This is a genomic window from Pseudooceanicola sediminis, from assembly GCF_003575965.1.
Lineage (GTDB): Bacteria > Pseudomonadota > Alphaproteobacteria > Rhodobacterales > Rhodobacteraceae > Pseudooceanicola > Pseudooceanicola sediminis.
The window spans coordinates 161,835-177,340 of sequence record NZ_QWJJ01000001.1; the positions used below are offsets into that span (position 1 = coordinate 161,835).

At 60.8% G+C, this 15,506-nt stretch carries 11 protein-coding genes; 5 read left to right on the top strand and 6 right to left on the bottom strand.

Features of this window, described 5'->3' with window-relative positions; translation table 11 throughout:
• Nucleotides 1–374 precede the first annotated feature (374 nt).
• A complete protein-coding gene (gene mfd / locus DL237_RS00720) occupies nucleotides 375–3,848 on the bottom strand; it encodes a transcription-repair coupling factor (RefSeq protein ID WP_119397096.1) in 3,474 nt (1,157 codons plus the stop codon).
• A 2-nt stretch (nucleotides 3,849–3,850) separates the two neighbouring features.
• Complete coding sequence (locus DL237_RS00725; RefSeq protein WP_119397097.1) at nucleotides 3,851–4,378, bottom strand: component of SufBCD complex; 528 nt, start codon at nucleotides 4,376–4,378, stop codon at nucleotides 3,851–3,853.
• Nucleotides 4,379–4,605: 227 nt separating this feature from the next.
• Here DL237_RS00725 and hemB point away from each other — a divergent pair, with 227 nt between their 5' ends.
• A complete protein-coding gene (gene hemB / locus DL237_RS00730) occupies nucleotides 4,606–5,607 on the top strand; it encodes a porphobilinogen synthase (RefSeq protein WP_119397098.1) in 1,002 nt (333 codons plus the stop codon).
• A gap of 200 nt (nucleotides 5,608–5,807) precedes the next feature.
• The gene (locus DL237_RS00735; RefSeq protein WP_119397099.1) at nucleotides 5,808–6,368 is read left to right on the top strand and encodes a lipid-binding SYLF domain-containing protein; all 561 of its coding nucleotides are present in this window, start codon (nucleotides 5,808–5,810) and stop codon (nucleotides 6,366–6,368) included.
• 93 nt (nucleotides 6,369–6,461) lie between these two features.
• Here DL237_RS00735 and DL237_RS00740 read toward each other — a convergent pair whose 3' ends face one another.
• Nucleotides 6,462–6,731, bottom strand: a complete 270-nt coding sequence (locus tag DL237_RS00740) for an usg protein (protein ID WP_119397100.1) — start codon at nucleotides 6,729–6,731, stop codon at nucleotides 6,462–6,464.
• Between the two features lie 190 nt (nucleotides 6,732–6,921).
• Here DL237_RS00740 and gyrA point away from each other — a divergent pair, with 190 nt between their 5' ends.
• From gyrA to DL237_RS00755, 3 genes are all read left to right on the top strand, one after another.
• Nucleotides 6,922–9,657 (top strand): DNA gyrase subunit A, encoded by a 2,736-nt coding sequence (gene gyrA, locus DL237_RS00745; RefSeq protein WP_119397101.1) that lies wholly within the window; start codon nucleotides 6,922–6,924, stop codon nucleotides 9,655–9,657.
• Between the two features lie 36 nt (nucleotides 9,658–9,693).
• On the top strand, nucleotides 9,694–10,536 hold the full coding sequence (locus tag DL237_RS00750) for a LysR family transcriptional regulator (RefSeq protein WP_119397102.1): 843 nt from the start codon (nucleotides 9,694–9,696) through the stop codon (nucleotides 10,534–10,536).
• Between the two features lie 570 nt (nucleotides 10,537–11,106).
• Nucleotides 11,107–11,832, top strand: coding sequence for a hypothetical protein (locus DL237_RS00755; protein WP_119397103.1), 726 nt, complete (start codon nucleotides 11,107–11,109; stop codon nucleotides 11,830–11,832).
• Nucleotides 11,833–11,889: 57 nt separating this feature from the next.
• Here the strand turns inward: DL237_RS00755 and DL237_RS00760 are convergent, their stop codons facing one another.
• Genes DL237_RS00760 through DL237_RS00770 form a run of 3 tightly spaced genes read right to left on the bottom strand, consistent with a single transcriptional unit; the run spans nucleotide 11,890 to nucleotide 15,293 of the window.
• Nucleotides 11,890–13,365 (bottom strand): carboxypeptidase M32, encoded by a 1,476-nt coding sequence (locus tag DL237_RS00760; RefSeq protein WP_119397104.1) that lies wholly within the window; start codon nucleotides 13,363–13,365, stop codon nucleotides 11,890–11,892.
• 3 nt (nucleotides 13,366–13,368) lie between these two features.
• Entirely contained in the window at nucleotides 13,369–14,502 is a 1,134-nt protein-coding gene (gene ctaA, locus DL237_RS00765) for a heme A synthase (protein ID WP_119397105.1), read from the bottom strand.
• A gap of 56 nt (nucleotides 14,503–14,558) precedes the next feature.
• Nucleotides 14,559–15,293, bottom strand: a complete 735-nt coding sequence (locus DL237_RS00770; RefSeq protein WP_119397106.1) for an RNA methyltransferase — start codon at nucleotides 15,291–15,293, stop codon at nucleotides 14,559–14,561.
• Between the last annotated feature and the right edge of the window lie 213 nt (nucleotides 15,294–15,506).

Sequence of the window (15,506 nt, forward strand, 5' to 3'; positions counted from 1 at the left end):
CGTGTCACCTCCGTCCCGTGTCACCTCGGTTCCGTGTCGCCTCCGTCACGTGGCTCTCCCACGTCCTCCCGAGCGGCCCGCCGATCGCCCGGAAACCAAGGGCAAAGGGCTTTGGGTTTTCAGGCATGGTGGGCGACTGCGCTGACTGGCAGATAACTTTGCAAAGAAGATGTCGAGGTTTTGCAAAGTTTCGTTCAGCCCATTTGCAAAGCTGAGAGTGTCGCTTTGCAAACACCTTCTGCCGGTGCGCCGATGCACAGGTTGTCAAAGCGGCGCACCGCTCTGATGCACCGCCCGGTTACCGACGCGATACCGTTCCGAATACCGACGCTCGAATTCAGTCAAATCAAGGGCTTGCAGAAACGCACACCCCCTCAGGCGCGGGCCTTTGCCTTCTTCTCATGTGCGACAACGATCTCTGCCAGGTCGCGGGCAATGGCGAATGCCCCCTTGATACGCTCCCCGTCGCTCTTCCAGTCCCTTTGCAGCACGATCCGATTGTCTTTCACACGTGCCGCAACGCCCTGGTCGCGGATAAAGGCGACTAGGCCATCCGGGCTGGCAAACTTGTCGTTGTGGAACTGGATCGTCGCCCCTTTCGGCCCCGCGTCCAGCTTGGCGATCCCGGCGCGCTTGCACATCGCCTTGATCCGCACAACCAGCAGCAAGGTGTTGACCTCTTTCGGCAATTTGCCAAATCGATCGATCAGCTCGGCGGCAAATCCTTCCAGCTCGACCTTCTTTGAAAGGTTCGACAAACGACGGTACAGCCCCAGGCGCAGGTCGAGGTCGGGCACGTAATCTTCGGGAATCAGCACGGGCACGCCAAGGTTCAGCTGCGGGGCCCACTGGCCATCGTTCTCGGTCAGCCCTTCAAGCTCGCCCGACTTGATCTTGGCAATCGCCTCCTCCAGCATCGACTGGTAGAGTTCATAGCCCACGTCGCGCATGTTGCCCGACTGCTCCTCGCCCAGCAGGTTGCCGGCGCCGCGAATATCAAGGTCTTGAGAAGCCAGCGTAAATCCCGCCCCCAGGGTGTCCAGACTGCTGAGAACGCGCAGGCGTTTCTGGGCTGAATCCGTCAGCTTCATCCGTGGGGTCGTGGTCATGTAGGCATAGGCGCGGGTCTTGGCACGTCCGACGCGGCCACGGATCTGATACAATTGGGCAAGCCCGAACATGTCTGCGCGGTGCACGATCATCGTGTTGGCACGCGGGATGTCCAGCCCGCTCTCCACGATCGTCGTGGCCAGCAAAACATCGTATTTTCCGTCGTAAAAGGCATTCATCCGCCTGTCCAGATCGCCCGCCGCCATCTGCCCGTGGGCGATCACAAAGCTGACCTCGGGCACCTGCGTTTTCAGGAACTCCTCGATTTCGGGCAGGTCGCTCAGACGCGGCACCACGAAAAAGCTCTGGCCGCCGCGGTAATGCTCTCTTAACAGCGCCTCTCGTATGGTGACGGCATCGAATTCGCTGACGTAGGTGCGAATGGCCAGGCGATCGACCGGCGGCGTGCCGATGATCGAAAGGTCGCGCACCCCAGACAGGCTCAATTGCAGTGTGCGCGGGATCGGCGTCGCCGTCAGGGTCAACACGTGAACATCCGATCGCAGCTGCTTCAGACGCTCCTTGTGCGCCACGCCAAAGCGTTGCTCTTCGTCAATGATCAGCAGACCGAGATTGCGGAAATTGATCCCCTTGGCCAGCAAGGCATGGGTGCCAACGGCAATGTCGACCGTGCCGTCCGCAATCCCTGCCCGGGTCCGCGCCGCGTCGTTTGAATTAACAAAGCGCGACAACGGACTGACTTGAATGGGAAATCCTCTGAACCGCTCGGCAAATCCCTGATAGTGCTGGCGTGCCAGAAGGGTCGTGGGCGCGATCACCGCGACCTGCGCCCCCGACATCGCGGCGATAAAGGCGGCACGCAAGGCCACCTCGGTCTTGCCGAACCCTACGTCGCCACAGATCAGGCGATCCATCGGGTGTCCGGATTCCATATCTGTCAGCACGTCGTGAATGGCGCTCAGCTGATCGTCGGTTTCCTGGTAGGGAAAGCGCGCCTGGAACGCATCCCATTCCCCGCTGGGCGGGTCCATGATGGGTGCGCGACGCAGGGCACGTTCGGCGGCGACGCGGATCAGCTTGTCCGCCATTTCGCGAATGCGCTCTTTCAGGCGCGCCTTTTTCGCCTGCCAGGCCCCGCCGCCCAGCTTGTCCAGGAACCCTTCTTCATGGCCGTACTTCGACAGCAGTTCGATATTCTCGACGGGCAGGTAAAGGCGTGCGTTTTCAGCGTATTCCAGCAGAATGCATTCATGCGCCGCGCCGGCTGCCGTGATCACCTCCAACCCATGATACCGCCCGATACCGTGATCGACGTGCACCACCAGGTCCCCCGCGGTCAGGCTTTGCGTCTCGGTCAGGAAATTCTCGGCCCGCTTGCGCTTGCGCGCGCCCCGGATCAGTCGATCGCCCAGCACGTCCTGTTCGGAAATCACCGTCAGCGGGCGGTCGCGCCATTTCCCGACAAAGCCGTGTTCCAGCGGCCAGATGGCCAGATGCAGCCCGGTTTTTCCCAGTCGCGAGGCGTCGTTGACAGACACCGCACCGCCCAGCCCCTCATCCTCGATCAGCCCTTCCAGGCGTTCGCGGGCCCCCTCGGAATAAGAGGCGACAACCACGGGTCCTTCCTGAAGTTTCGCACGAATATGATCTGCCAGGGCACTGAAAAGATTTATATTCTCCAGCTGACGCTCGGGCGAAAAATTGCGCCCTTGGCGACCGCCCGCATCCAGGACATTCGGTCCCGGCGACTGTGGCAGTGGCGACAGCTGCATCACACGGCGGGTGCCGATGGCCTTGTCCCAGGCCGTGTCGGAGAGATAGAGCAATTCGGGCGGCACCGGTTTGTAGACGGAATCCATCCGCCCCTTTTGCCCCAGGGCAATGCGCCGCGTTTCATATTGATCCGCAATCGTATCCCACCGCGCAAGGCGGGCCGGTGTCACCTGATCGTCCAGCGTGATGGTCGCATCCGGCAGGTAGTCGAACAGCGTTTCCAGCGTATCATGAAAGAACGGCAGCCAGTGCTCTATCCCCTGCTGCTTGCGCCCGGCGCTGACCGCTTCGTACAGCGGGTCATCGGTGCCCGCCGCGCCGAATTCTATGCGATAGTTCTGGCGAAACCGGGTGATCGCGGCCTCATCAAGGATAACTTCGGAAACAGGAGCGAGTTCAATGACATCCAGCTTGTCCGTGGTGCGCTGCGTGGCCGGATCAAAACGGCGCGCGCCGTCCAGGACGTCGCCGAACATGTCCAGACGCACCGGGCCGCCGCTGCCGGCAGGATAGATGTCGATGATCCCGCCGCGCAGGGCATAGTCGCCGGGTTCGGTGACGGCGTTGCTTTGGGAAAACCCCATCCGAACAAGGAATTCGCGCAGGAACTTCTCGTCGATCCGATCTCCGACGCGGGCGGTAAAGGCGGCATTGCGCAGCACCTCGCGTGCGGGCACCTTCTGCGTCGCCGCGTTCAGGGTCGTCAGCAGGATGAACCGGCTGGGCATCCCATGCACCAATCCCGCCAGTGTCGCCATCCGCATCGCCGAGATATCGGCATTTGGCGAGACCCGGTCATACGGCAGGCAATCCCAGCTGGGAAACGACACCACCGGCATCTCTGGCGCAAAGAAGTTCAACGCATCAACCATGGCGGCCAACCGCTTGTCATCACGGGCAATATGCACCACGGGCGCATCGCTTTTCCGGGCCTCCGCGATCAGAAGTGCGGCGTCGAACCCTTCCGGCGCCCCACCGAGGGTGATGTGCGTCTTATTGGCCATTTTCAGCGCCCCAATACGCCGACAGAGGCGTTGATGAACATTCCCCAGGTCGAGGTGACGAGGATCGCCAGCAACCCGATTGCCTGGATCGCGATGCGCAGACGGCGCAAACGCAGGTAAAGATCTTCTATTCCCGGTCGATCCTGCGCGATCTTGAAGGCCGTGCGGACGCTCAGCAACCACACGACCGACAGCGGGAGCGCCAGAAGAAACACGGCCTGTGCAAATTCGACACCGTACCGAAAGCCCAACAATCCCAGGGCCGTCAGCGCGAAACTGCCAGCGGCCGCGATGATCAGCCAGGACAGGTCTGAAATTGCACGGATACGATTGACGTTGATGCGGACGAGGTCCTGCAGATCGGCCTGGGCCTGTGCCCCCTTTGTCTGGGCGCGCAGGATCACGTCGAACGGCACGCCCAGAACCCAGTGGCTGGCCGATGACCACACGACGGCCAGCGCGATCCAGAACCACAGGTTTGAAAACGACCCGAGGTCGATGAGTTCGAAAATGCTGGCCGCAGCGCCCACTCGCCCTCTGTCCTTTCGTGTGCCGCGATGCTTGGGGCAGGTGTTCTGCCCGCGCGGCCTGTCTTGCCTGTGGGGCGGATATAGCCCGACTTTGTGGGGTTGCCTACCCCCGGCCCCACAGGTTTGCCGCACGGCGCGACACCCTGCCTCTTGAGCTTTGGCCCACTTCCATGCGACCTGTCTGGCGCGGGGTCCGCGCTGACCTCGACACAGCCCGAGGACACGTGATGCAGCCCATTTTTGCCCCCTTTCCCGCCACGCGCCTGCGTCGCACACGCAAATCCGCCGCGATCCGCGATCTGGTGCAGGAAAATACACTCGGCGTCAGCGATATGATCTGGCCGGTCTTTGTCTGCGAGGGCACCAATCACAGCGAACCCGTCCCCTCCATGCCCGGCGTATTTCGGCGGAGCGTGGATCGTATCGCCCAGGCGGCAAGCGAAGCGTTCGATCTGGGCATTCCGGCGATCTGCCTGTTTCCCTACACTCCGGCCGAGCTGCGTTCATCCGATTGTGCTGAGGCATGGAACCCCGAGAACCTGACGAACCGCGCCATTCGCGCAATCAAGGCCGCGGTGCCGGACATGCTGGTGATGACCGATGTCGCGCTCGATCCGTATTCCGATACCGGTCAGGACGGTTTCGTGGTGGATGGCGAGGTGGTGAACGACCCCACCGTCGCGGCTCTGGTCAAGCAGACGCTGGCCCAGGCAGAGGCCGGCGCAGACATCATCGGCCCCTCGGACATGATGGACCACCGCATCGGCGCTATGCGCCAAGCGCTTGAAAAGGCGGACTTTCAGAATGTGATGATCCTCAGCTACGCGGCAAAATACGCGTCGGCCTTCTATGGACCGTTCCGCGATGCCGTGGGCGCGTCTTCCGCGCTGAAGGGGGACAAGAAAACCTACCAGATGAATCCGGCCAATTCCGACGAAGCCTTGCGGCTGGTCGCGCGGGATCTGTCGGAAGGTGCCGACATGGTGATGATCAAGCCCGGTATGCCCTACCTCGACATCTGTCGCCGGGTAAAGGATCAGTTCGGCGTTCCGACCTTCGCCTACCAGGTCAGCGGCGAATACGCGATGATCCAGGCTGCGGCCCAGAACGGCTGGATCGATGGCGACAAGGCAATGGTCGAAAGCCTGTTGGCGTTCAAGCGGGCCGGCTGCGACGGGGTTCTCAGCTACTTCGCCCCCGCATTTGCGGCGCAGATCAACGGCGCCTAGGTTCGGCACCCACGGGCGCAGAACACGGGCAAAGGCCACGGCAACAGGCAGTGCCAGATCGTGCGTTTCATCATTTGGTGACAGAGGGGGCCGTAACCTTTATAATCTTCCGCAGATGCCGGAACACCGGTGCGCGGCCCTCAAAACAGGCCAAGAGGCAGGACATTCCCCACCACACGGGGACAGACACAGGCAGTGACATGAGCAATCTGACAAGACGATCCTTCGCATTTTCGGCCCTCGCGGCCATTCCGGCGCTTGCGGCATGCAGCGGTGGCGTCGGCAATAGCGGACCCGCCCAGATCGACGCACGGGTCGATGCAACCCTGGCGCAGATGTTTTCGGAATTTCCCGGAACCCGCGATCTTGCGCAGAAATCCGCTGGCATGTTGGTCATGCCCCTGATCACCGAGGCAGGCTTTGGCATTGGTGGCGGCTACGGGCGCGGCGCGCTGCGGGTGGGCGGCGGTACGGTCGAGTATTACTCGGCGACGCAGGGCAATCTGGGCCTGCAAATCGGGGCTCAGCAATATGCGCATGTCCTGTTTTTCATGACGCAGGAGGCACTTGCCAACTTCCGCCGCTCCGACGGCTGGGTCGCCAGCGCCGACGCCGAAGTGGTCTTCAGCGATCAGGGCGAGACACTGCGCGCAGACACCACGACGTCGCTGTCCCCGGTCATCGCGGTGATCTTTGCCCAGGCGGGGCTCAAGATCGGCGCGACGGTCGAAGGGTTGAAGTATTCCCGCATCCTGCCCTGATGCGTGACGCGGGCGCCTGTCTACGGGGCGCCCGGCCCGGGTTTGGGCCAGTGCGGCGGCCATTTCGCCGCCAGCGCCCCACCTGATCAGTCGTCAGTGATAGCGAAACTCACCAACGACATTGCGCCACTCACCGCTGGCCAGTTTCTTGCGGTGACTGAACCGGATGGAATGGAGGGGGCCGTCAATCTGGCTCTGCCAGTACTCGATGAACTTGAACAGCCTGGGGTGATCGGGCGCCAGATCATAGTCCTGCCAGACAAAGCTGTTCAGCACATGGATATGATCGGGCATTCGGTAAAAGAATTCGGCCGTGGTCAGCCCGTATCCCTTCAGCATCAGTTCGGTTTCGCTTTGCTCCATTTCTCTGCCTCTGTGGTTGCCTGATGAAAACCATGCCACCGAGAAATTACTTTTCAACGAAAACAGTGTGTTATCAGTATGGTGCAAGTGCTGCCAACCCCGGGCCGCAGCAACCATTGCACCCCAGATAAGCCCGGTGCTATAGTCGTCCCAACAATATATAGCGAACAACCGCAGACAGGCCTGTCCATTGACCGATACTCCGGAACCTCCTGAAAACGAAACAGAAAACGTACCCGCCCCCGCAAGCGGCCCGACGATTTCGATCGCCGATGAAATGCGTTCCTCCTATCTCGACTATGCGATGTCGGTTATTGTCAGCCGCGCGATCCCCGATCTGCGCGATGGCCTAAAACCTGTGCACCGCCGGATCATCTTTGCGATGAACGAGGTCGGGAACACCTTCGACAAACCCTACCGCAAATCGTCGCGTCCGGTTGCGGATACGATGGGTAAATATCACCCGCACGGCGATTCCGCGATCTATGACGCACTGGTGCGGATGGCCCAGGATTTTTCGATGTCGCTGCCGCTGCTGGATGGCCAGGGCAACTTCGGCTCGATGGACGGGGACAAGGCCGCTGCCTTCCGCTACACCGAAGTGCGCATGGCCAAGACTGCGGGTTACCTGATCGACGATATCGACAAGGATACGGTCGATTTTCAGGACAACTACGATGGCAAGGACCGCGAGCCGACAGTTCTGCCTGCGAAATTCCCCAACATGCTTGTCAACGGTGCGGGCGGTATCGCCGTCGGTATGGCAACCAACATTCCGCCGCACAACCTTGGCGAGGTGGTCGATGCCACGTTGGCGCTGATCGAGAATCCCGACATGTCGATCGAGGATCTGATCGAATATGTGCCCGGCCCCGACTTTCCGACGGGCGGGATTCTGCTGGGTCGCTCCGGGGCACGCAAGGCCTACCTCGAAGGGCGCGGCTCCTGCATCATCCGGTCCAAGACCCACATCGAGGAACTGCGCAAGGATCGCTATGCGATCATCATCGACGAGATCCCCTATCAGGTGAACAAATCGGTCATGATCGAGAAGATTGCCGAACTGGTGCGTGAAAAGCGCGTCGACGGCATCGCCCACGTACAGGACGAAAGTGATCGTCAGGGCGTGCGCGTGGTGATCGAGCTGAAGCGCGACGCGACTCCCGAGGTCGTCTTGAACCAATTGTTCCGCTTTACCCCGATGCAGACCTATTTCGGTTGCAACATGTTGGCGCTGAACGGCGGCAAGCCGGAAACCTTGACGCTCTATGGTTTCCTGTCCGCCTTCGTCGATTTCCGCGAAGACGTCGTTGCCCGCCGTACGGCCTATCTGCTGCGCAAGGCCCGCGAACGCAGCCATATCCTGTGCGGTCTGGCCGTCGCCGTGTCCAACGTCGATGAAATCGTTGCCACGATCCGGGCTTCGGCCGATGCCGCCGAAGCACGCGAAAAGCTGATGACACGTGCCTGGCCCGCCGGTGCAATTGCCGAATATATCCAGCTGATCGACGATCCTACGCACAAGATGAACGACGATGGCACCTACAACCTGTCGGAAACGCAGGCCCGCGCCATTCTGGAATTGCGCCTGCAACGCCTGACGCAGATCGGCGTCAAGGAAGTGACGGACGAGTTGCAGGAACTGGCCGCCAAGATCCGGGAATACCTGGAGATTCTGGGCAGCCGTGAACGCATCATGGAAATCATCTCGAATGAGCTTCGCGAGGTGAAAGACCTCTTCGCGGTGCCTCGTCGCACCGAAATCGTCGACTGGGGCGGCGATATGGAAGACGAGGACCTGATCGAACGTGAGGATATGGTCGTTACCGTCACGGCTGGCGGCTATATCCGCCGCACGCCGCTGGCCGATTTCCGTGCGCAACGTCGTGGTGGCAAAGGCGTGTCGGGCGGTTCGATGAAGGAAGACGACGCGGTCACGACGCTGTTCGTCGCCAATACCCATACCCAGCTGCTGTTCTTCACAACCGAAGGCATGGTCTACAAGCTCAAGACATGGCGCCTGCCCCTTGGCAGCCGCACGTCAAAGGGCAAGGCCATCGTCAATATCCTGCCGATCCCGACCGGCGTGTCGATTGCCGCCATCATGCCCGTCGACCGCCCCGAGGAAGAATGGCAGGATCTGCAGATCGTCTTTGCAACCTCTGCCGGTGACGTGCGACGCAACGCGCTCTCGGACTTCACCAACGTCATGCGCAACGGCAAGATCGCGATGGATTTGCCCGAAGGTGTCGAATTGGTGAACGCCCGCATCGCATCCGAGGATGACGATGTCATGTTGATTACCGATTCAGGGCGCGCGATCCGCTTTTCGACCACCGCCGTGCGGGTCTTCAAGGGCCGCAAATCGACCGGTGTGCGCGGCATTCGCCTTTCGGGCGACGACCGCGTGGTGTCGATGGCGATCATCCGGCATTTCGAGGCGAGCGCCGAAGAACGTGCCGCCTACCTCAAGATGCGCCGCGCAATGGCCGGTTTGGCAGATGACGCCGAGAGCGAGGATGACGAGGCCGTAGCCGCCGACCCGAACTTCTCCAACGAACGCTATGCCGAAATGTCGGCAGTCGAGAACCTGATCCTGACAGTCACCGCCAATGGCGCGGGCAAACTGTCGTCCTCGCATGATTATCCGGTACGGGGACGCGGGGGCATGGGCGTGACGGCGATGGACAAGGCGATGCGCGGTGGTGCCATCGTGGCGTCGTTCCCGGTCGAAATGGATGACCAGATCATGCTGGCCACGACACGCGGTCAGTCGATCCGGGTTCCTGTTGACGGTATTTCCTTCCGCTCGCGCAGTGCTGGCGGTGTGAGGGTGTTCAACACCGGGGCTGACGAACAGGTCGTGTCGGTGGCGCGTATCATTGACCAGGGTGACGAAGAAACTGAGGGCAGTGCAGAGGGCTGAAACAGCACTGCCCTGCGCCCGGGGGGCTGATTAAACGTGAAGAACTGGGACGACCTGCGCTACCTTGTGGCCGTGCACAAGACCGGCTCGATGAGTGCCGCGGCACGGTTGCTGGAAACCAATCCGGCGACCGTGTCGCGGCGCCTGGCCCGCCTGTCGGAAACACTTGGATTTGATCTGTTTCTGAAGACCCCCCAAGGGTGGTCCGCGAACGAGGCTATCGGGGATTTGATCGAATGTATCACCGCATTCGAGAACGAGATCGAAAGCTATCTCAATGCCCGCGACACCAGCGAAGAAACGGCCATTCGCGGCCGCATCAATATCGGGTGCCCGCCGTCCCTCGCCGCCTATGTGATGTTTCCCGGTCTGAAGGATTTCGTGGCGCAAAATCCGGGCCTCGAGATCACCTTCACAAGCCAGTTCTACCAGGATGCTCTGGGTGACAATGACCTGTTCATCTCGGCGATGCGACCACAGCAGGGGCGCCTGGTCGTGCGTTTCGTTGGAAAATACGCGACTGACGTCTACGCCTATCCTGACAGTCCGCGCGATGGCAGTTGGGTCGGTCTGCATTCCAAGCACGACAGGTATCCCCCGTCGCAGCAGGCGCGTTCCATCATGGGGGGCGGCGATCCGATTGTGCGGGTCGAGACACTTCACGAGGTCGTGAATACCGTCAAGGCGACACGTCTGCCGGGTCTGATGCCGAGAATTGCCGCCATGGCCGATCCCGATCTCAGCCTTTACGATCCGAATAGTCACCCTGTTCAGACGCCTTTATACCTTTGTTTTCACGAAACAAGGCGCAAAGATCCCCTGCTCCAGCTTGTCGCGGAGTGGATCGCTCAGCGTTTCAACTCTTTCGCTGCACTCTAGATATTTGCAAATTTGCAATATCGGGTTTGCAGGACTCCCAGCTTGTCGCTGTTTACCAACCTCTTCATAATGATCCCACGGGCATCATTTCTTAGCGGATGCACGGCGTGAAAAACATTTGGACCCGAGCGTTTAGTCGTTCCGCGTCCCATTTTTGTTTGCCGTATGTCTTCTGAAAATGGCTCCCTGCTCTCGGTTTATTGACTGCCGGAGCATATCGATTTTTTTCGGTGTCCCTCGGAGGGTTGTTTTAACGCGCTTGTTCAGCGGCGGATTGAGTTCCCCAATTCGCAACGGTCCTCCACACAACGGCTTGACGCTTCTACCCCGTCAATCCCTTACACTGGGTCGGCTTGAACAGCCGACCCTTTTTTTCGTGTCAGCCCATCCGATTTGCATGGCGTCACCGGATGTTTCGTCTCAAGACCTGCCGGTCGGGACGAGTGTGTCAAAGACACGTCAGGTCAGTCCAAAATATCTGCTGAACTGGAAATCTCACCCGCCTGCCCCAATTACACCTCAGCAAACAGGTCCGCAGTTGCCGGACGCAGAACGTGATGGAAAAAGAAAATGAACAGCAAACAAAGGCCCGTTCGGCGGACCAATCTGACCCGCTTCGGTCTTGTTGCACTGCCGCTCGCGGCCTTGTCGGCCACCCCCGCCCTGGCAGAACGCGCGTTGAACGGCACCTTCGAAATTGAGCTGGCCCGCAATTCGGACACTTTGGTCAATACCAAGCGCGTCGAGGGTTCGTTCGCCGGGATGATCTGGCATGATTTTGGTGCGCAATTCGACCTCGGGATCGGCAAACACGAACAATATACCTCGACCTCTCCGTCGGCCGGGGCGCATGTGTTCTACAAACCGACCGAGCAATCCGCCATTGGCGCCTACTTGGCCGCCGAAGATCGCCGCCCGGGCAACGCCTACTTCTACGGGATCGAAGGGGTCTATCGAACCGATCAGTTCGGCATCGAAGGCTATATCGCGATGCGTGACGACATTGCCGAATCCACCTCAGGCAGCCGCGTCGGGTTTGACTTCGACTATACCCTCGCAGGATTGCCTCAGCTCAGCCTGATGACCGGCGCGGTCTATGATGACGGCGCGCCTCTTGAACGCGGCTATGGCTACGTCGGGGCATCGTACGAGGTTGCAGATGGTATCGCACTTGGCGGCACGGTTGGTCGTAATGATGACGGGGCAACGATTGCGGCGATCAATGCAACGTTCACCTTTGGCAAAGGCAGCACCTTCGGTCGCCGCGACAGCTTTGGTCTGTATCCGGGGTACTGAGTCCAAGGCATCCCCGATCGAAAAGGGGCCAGCGCACCTGCGCCGGCCCCTTTTGCATTACAGCTGGTACAGATCGCTGAATTTCTCTTCGATATAATCCAGCAAGGGCCCTGCGGTCGGCGCCGCGCCACAGGCCATACCGATCACCTCGCGCGGCGCATATAGGCCACCATGCCGCTGCACGTTGTCGCGCAGCCATTGCGTAGCGGGTGCGGTGTTTCCCGCGGCAAGGTGGCTGTCCAGGTCCGGAACGTCGGCACGCAGCGCCTGGGCCAGACAGCCTGCATAAACATTGCCCAGCGAATATGTCGCAAAATAGCCGAACAGGCCCACAGACCAATGCACGTCCTGCAAGCAGCCCAGCGATGCTTTCGGCACGTCATAGCCGAAATCCTGCTTGAACCGCGTATTCCAGGCCTGCTCCAGGTCGGTGACAGGCAGGTCCCCGGATATCAACGCGCGCTCCAGATCAAACCGCATCATGATGTGCAGGTTGTATTGAAGCTCATCTGCCTCGGTTCGGATGAAATCCTTTTGGACCCGGTTCACTGCCGCGTAGAACGCATCGGCACTGTCGACGCCGATATCGCCGAACACCGCCTTCATCTCGTCGTACATCCAGCCCGTAAAGGCGCGTGAGCGGCCGATCTGGTTTTCATAGATCCGGCTCTGGCTTTCGTGCACGCCCATCGACACGCCAGCGCCAAGCGGCGTCAGCGCGTATCCAGCATCGATGTTCTGTTCATAGCAGGCATGACCAACCTCGTGGATGGTCGAATAAAAACAATTGAACGGATCGTCGGGATTTGTCCGGGTGGTGATGCGCACGTCGCTGCCCGACCCCGAGGAAAACGGATGCACCGCCTTGTCGATCCTGCCCCGGCTCAGGTCATACCCAAAGGTCAGCGCCAGCTTGGCGGTAAAGGCCATCTGGTCCGCGTCAGAAAACGTGCCGGACACACCAGCAGGAGCAGGCTTGTCCAGCACCTTGCCACGCAGCTCCACCAGACGTGGGCGCATTTCGGCGAACATCGATTCAAGCTGGCCTGCGGTCGCGCCGGGCTCGTAATCGTCCATCAGCGCGTCGTAGGTATCGCCACCATCGGCCAGCGCCTGTCCTTCCTGTTGACGCAAGGCCACGACGCGTTCCAGCACAGGTGCGAAACTGGCAAAGTCGTCCTTGGCGCGGGCCTCTGCCCACTGGCCCTGCGCCACCGAGGTTACCCGCGCCAGCTCTGACGCCAGATCGGCAGGCACGCGGCTGGCACGTTCATAACTGCGCGTGATATGGCGCAGCTGGGCGGCATCGACCTGCGACGGGCTCTCTTCTCCGGCCTCGGCCAGCCATGCGCCGATCCGGGGATCCGTGCGCCGCGCATGCAGGATCGATTCGATGGCGGCCATTTCTTCGCCACGCTGGGCCGCGGCACCACGTGGCATCATGGTTTCCTGATCCCAGCCCAGCCGCCCGGCGATCTGCGCCAGCGCCTCGGTTTCTTTCTGAAAGGCAAACAGGTCGGTCAAGGCAGTCATGTCTCAGCCCCTTATACTTGTGGATACAGGATAGGCGGCGGCGAAACGTGCCCGGATGATCAGGGCGAACAGCGCCACGGCCATCAATTGGTGCGTGATCGCAACATGCGACATCGCTGCCGTCATCACAGCGGTGATGCCCAAGACCACCTGCACCAGCATGACCACCCACGCCAGCGTAAAGGCAGATCGCGTGGCCCGGTTGGCTGACCGGCGACCGCGCAGGAACGCCACGGTCCCGAGGACGAAGAGCAGATAGCCCGACATCCGGTGGATGAATTGCACGAGACCGGGATTTTCCAGAAAATTGCGCCACATCGGCTCGATATCAAAGGCATAGGGCGGAAAGAACTGTCCGCCCATCGTCGGCCAATCCGTAAAGGACCGACCCGCGTCGATACCCGCGACAAGCGCCCCCAACAGGATTTGCAAGAAGGTAAAGTGCATCCAGCCCGTCGCCAGACTGAACTGTTTCTTCTCGCGCACCCGGCGGGCCTGCATCAGGTCACGCTCCTCACGTCCCAGCAACAGAACGAACCACGCGATGGTCCCCAGGATGATGAACGCCAGTCCGAGGTGGGTCGCCAGGCGGTAAGACGCGACGCTCAGCATCCCCTCACCCAATCCGGAGGCAACCATCCACCAGCCGATTGCGCCCTGCAAACCACCGAGCGCGCCAATCAGCACGCATCGGCCCTTCCAGCCCGTTGGAATCTTGTCCGCTGCCCACAGGCCCAGGAACCCGACGGCCCAGACCAGCCCGATCAGCCGCCCAAGGTTGCGGTGGCTCCATTCCCACCAGTAGATCGCCTTGAAATCGGCCAGCTCCATCCAGCTGTTCTGCTCGGTGAATTGCGGGATCTGCTGATACTTGTCGAATTCGGATTGCCAATCTGCGGCATTCATCGGCGGCAAAGCCCCCTCGATGGGCTTCCACTCGGTGATCGACAGCCCGCTGTCGCTCAGCCGGGTCCAGCCGCCAACGCCGATCATGGCCACGACCAGCACGAACAACACGATGAGCCACCAGCGCACGGCGCTGCGCGATCCACGTCGCGCGCCGTCAATCACGCCGGTGCGAACCTCGGGTTTCTGATCATGGCTGACCTCTTCGAAAATGCTGCGCTTTTCGCTCATCTGGCGGCTCTCCTTCTGCGTGGGCGACCCTAGAACCGGCGCGCCGCGGCGGCAAGTCAGTCACCGCGTTCTTTCCATCGGACCATCTGACGCATCACACCATGCAATGTCTGCACGTCCGAGCGCGTCAGGCGCATCCGCGACCACAGGTTGCGCAGGTTCAGCTTCATGCTGTCGGCCTTGATCTCGGGGAAAAAGAATCCCGCCTGATCAAGCCTGTCCTCGTAATGTTCGGCCAATTTCTCGATCTCGATCTGGCTGGCCCAGTCGGCGCCCGCCATCTCGACCCGTTCGGCCTCTACCTCGGCCGTCTGGCGGCGCCATTCATAGGCGGTCAACAACACGCATTGCGCCAGGTTCAGCGACGCGAACTCGGGGTTCACCGGCACCGAAATAATCGCATTTGCGCGCGCGATATCGTCGTTCTCCAACCCGGCGCGTTCAGGGCCGAACAAGACGGCGACCTTTTCCCCGGCCGCGATCTTTTCACGGGCCATTTCCATTGCGCGTTCCGGCGATACCACAGGTTTCGTCAGGTCGCGGTTGCGCGCAGTGGTGGCAAAGACGAAATGACAATCCTCAAGCGCCGCGGCCGTGTCATCGAACAGGCCGGCTTCGTCCAGAAGGCGTCCGGCGCCACTGGCCATTGCGACGGCCTTCTGGTTTGGCCACCCATCACGCGGCGCAACCAGGCGCATTCTTTCAAGGCCGAAATTCCACATGGCGCGCGCGGCCCCGCCGATATTCTCGCCCATCTGCGGGCGGACAAGGACAAAGGCTGGCTGGGACATGCTGACTCCGGGGTTCGGCGTTGTTTTACAGGCCCCTCTCCTAGCCAAGCCAGGCAGGGGTGTCGAGGGGGGGCACCGGCGCGACGGTCAAACCACCGCCTGCCGTGACCAGACCAACCACATGCCATTTCCCGATCAATCGTCGGGCAGCGGACCCGCTGCAATCCCTTTGCGTCCCTTCTGCATCCGGGGTATATCGGCCAAAATTCAAGA

What these genes read in the sequence shown, in the direction of transcription:
- DL237_RS00760 (WP_119397104.1), bottom strand. Translation starts at nt 13,365, where the DNA reads ATGACTGCCTTGACCGACCTGTTTGCCTTTCAGAAAGAAACCGAGGCG.
- DL237_RS00735 (WP_119397099.1), top strand. Translation starts at nt 5,808, where the DNA reads ATGAGCAATCTGACAAGACGATCCTTCGCATTTTCGGCCCTCGCGGCC.
- DL237_RS00755 (WP_119397103.1), top strand. Translation starts at nt 11,107, where the DNA reads ATGAACAGCAAACAAAGGCCCGTTCGGCGGACCAATCTGACCCGCTTC.
- ctaA (WP_119397105.1), bottom strand. Translation starts at nt 14,502, where the DNA reads ATGAGCGAAAAGCGCAGCATTTTCGAAGAGGTCAGCCATGATCAGAAA.
- DL237_RS00770 (WP_119397106.1), bottom strand. Translation starts at nt 15,293, where the DNA reads ATGTCCCAGCCAGCCTTTGTCCTTGTCCGCCCGCAGATGGGCGAGAAT.
- hemB (WP_119397098.1), top strand. Translation starts at nt 4,606, where the DNA reads ATGCAGCCCATTTTTGCCCCCTTTCCCGCCACGCGCCTGCGTCGCACA.
- mfd (WP_119397096.1), bottom strand. Translation starts at nt 3,848, where the DNA reads ATGGCCAATAAGACGCACATCACCCTCGGTGGGGCGCCGGAAGGGTTC.
- DL237_RS00740 (WP_119397100.1), bottom strand. Translation starts at nt 6,731, where the DNA reads ATGGAGCAAAGCGAAACCGAACTGATGCTGAAGGGATACGGGCTGACC.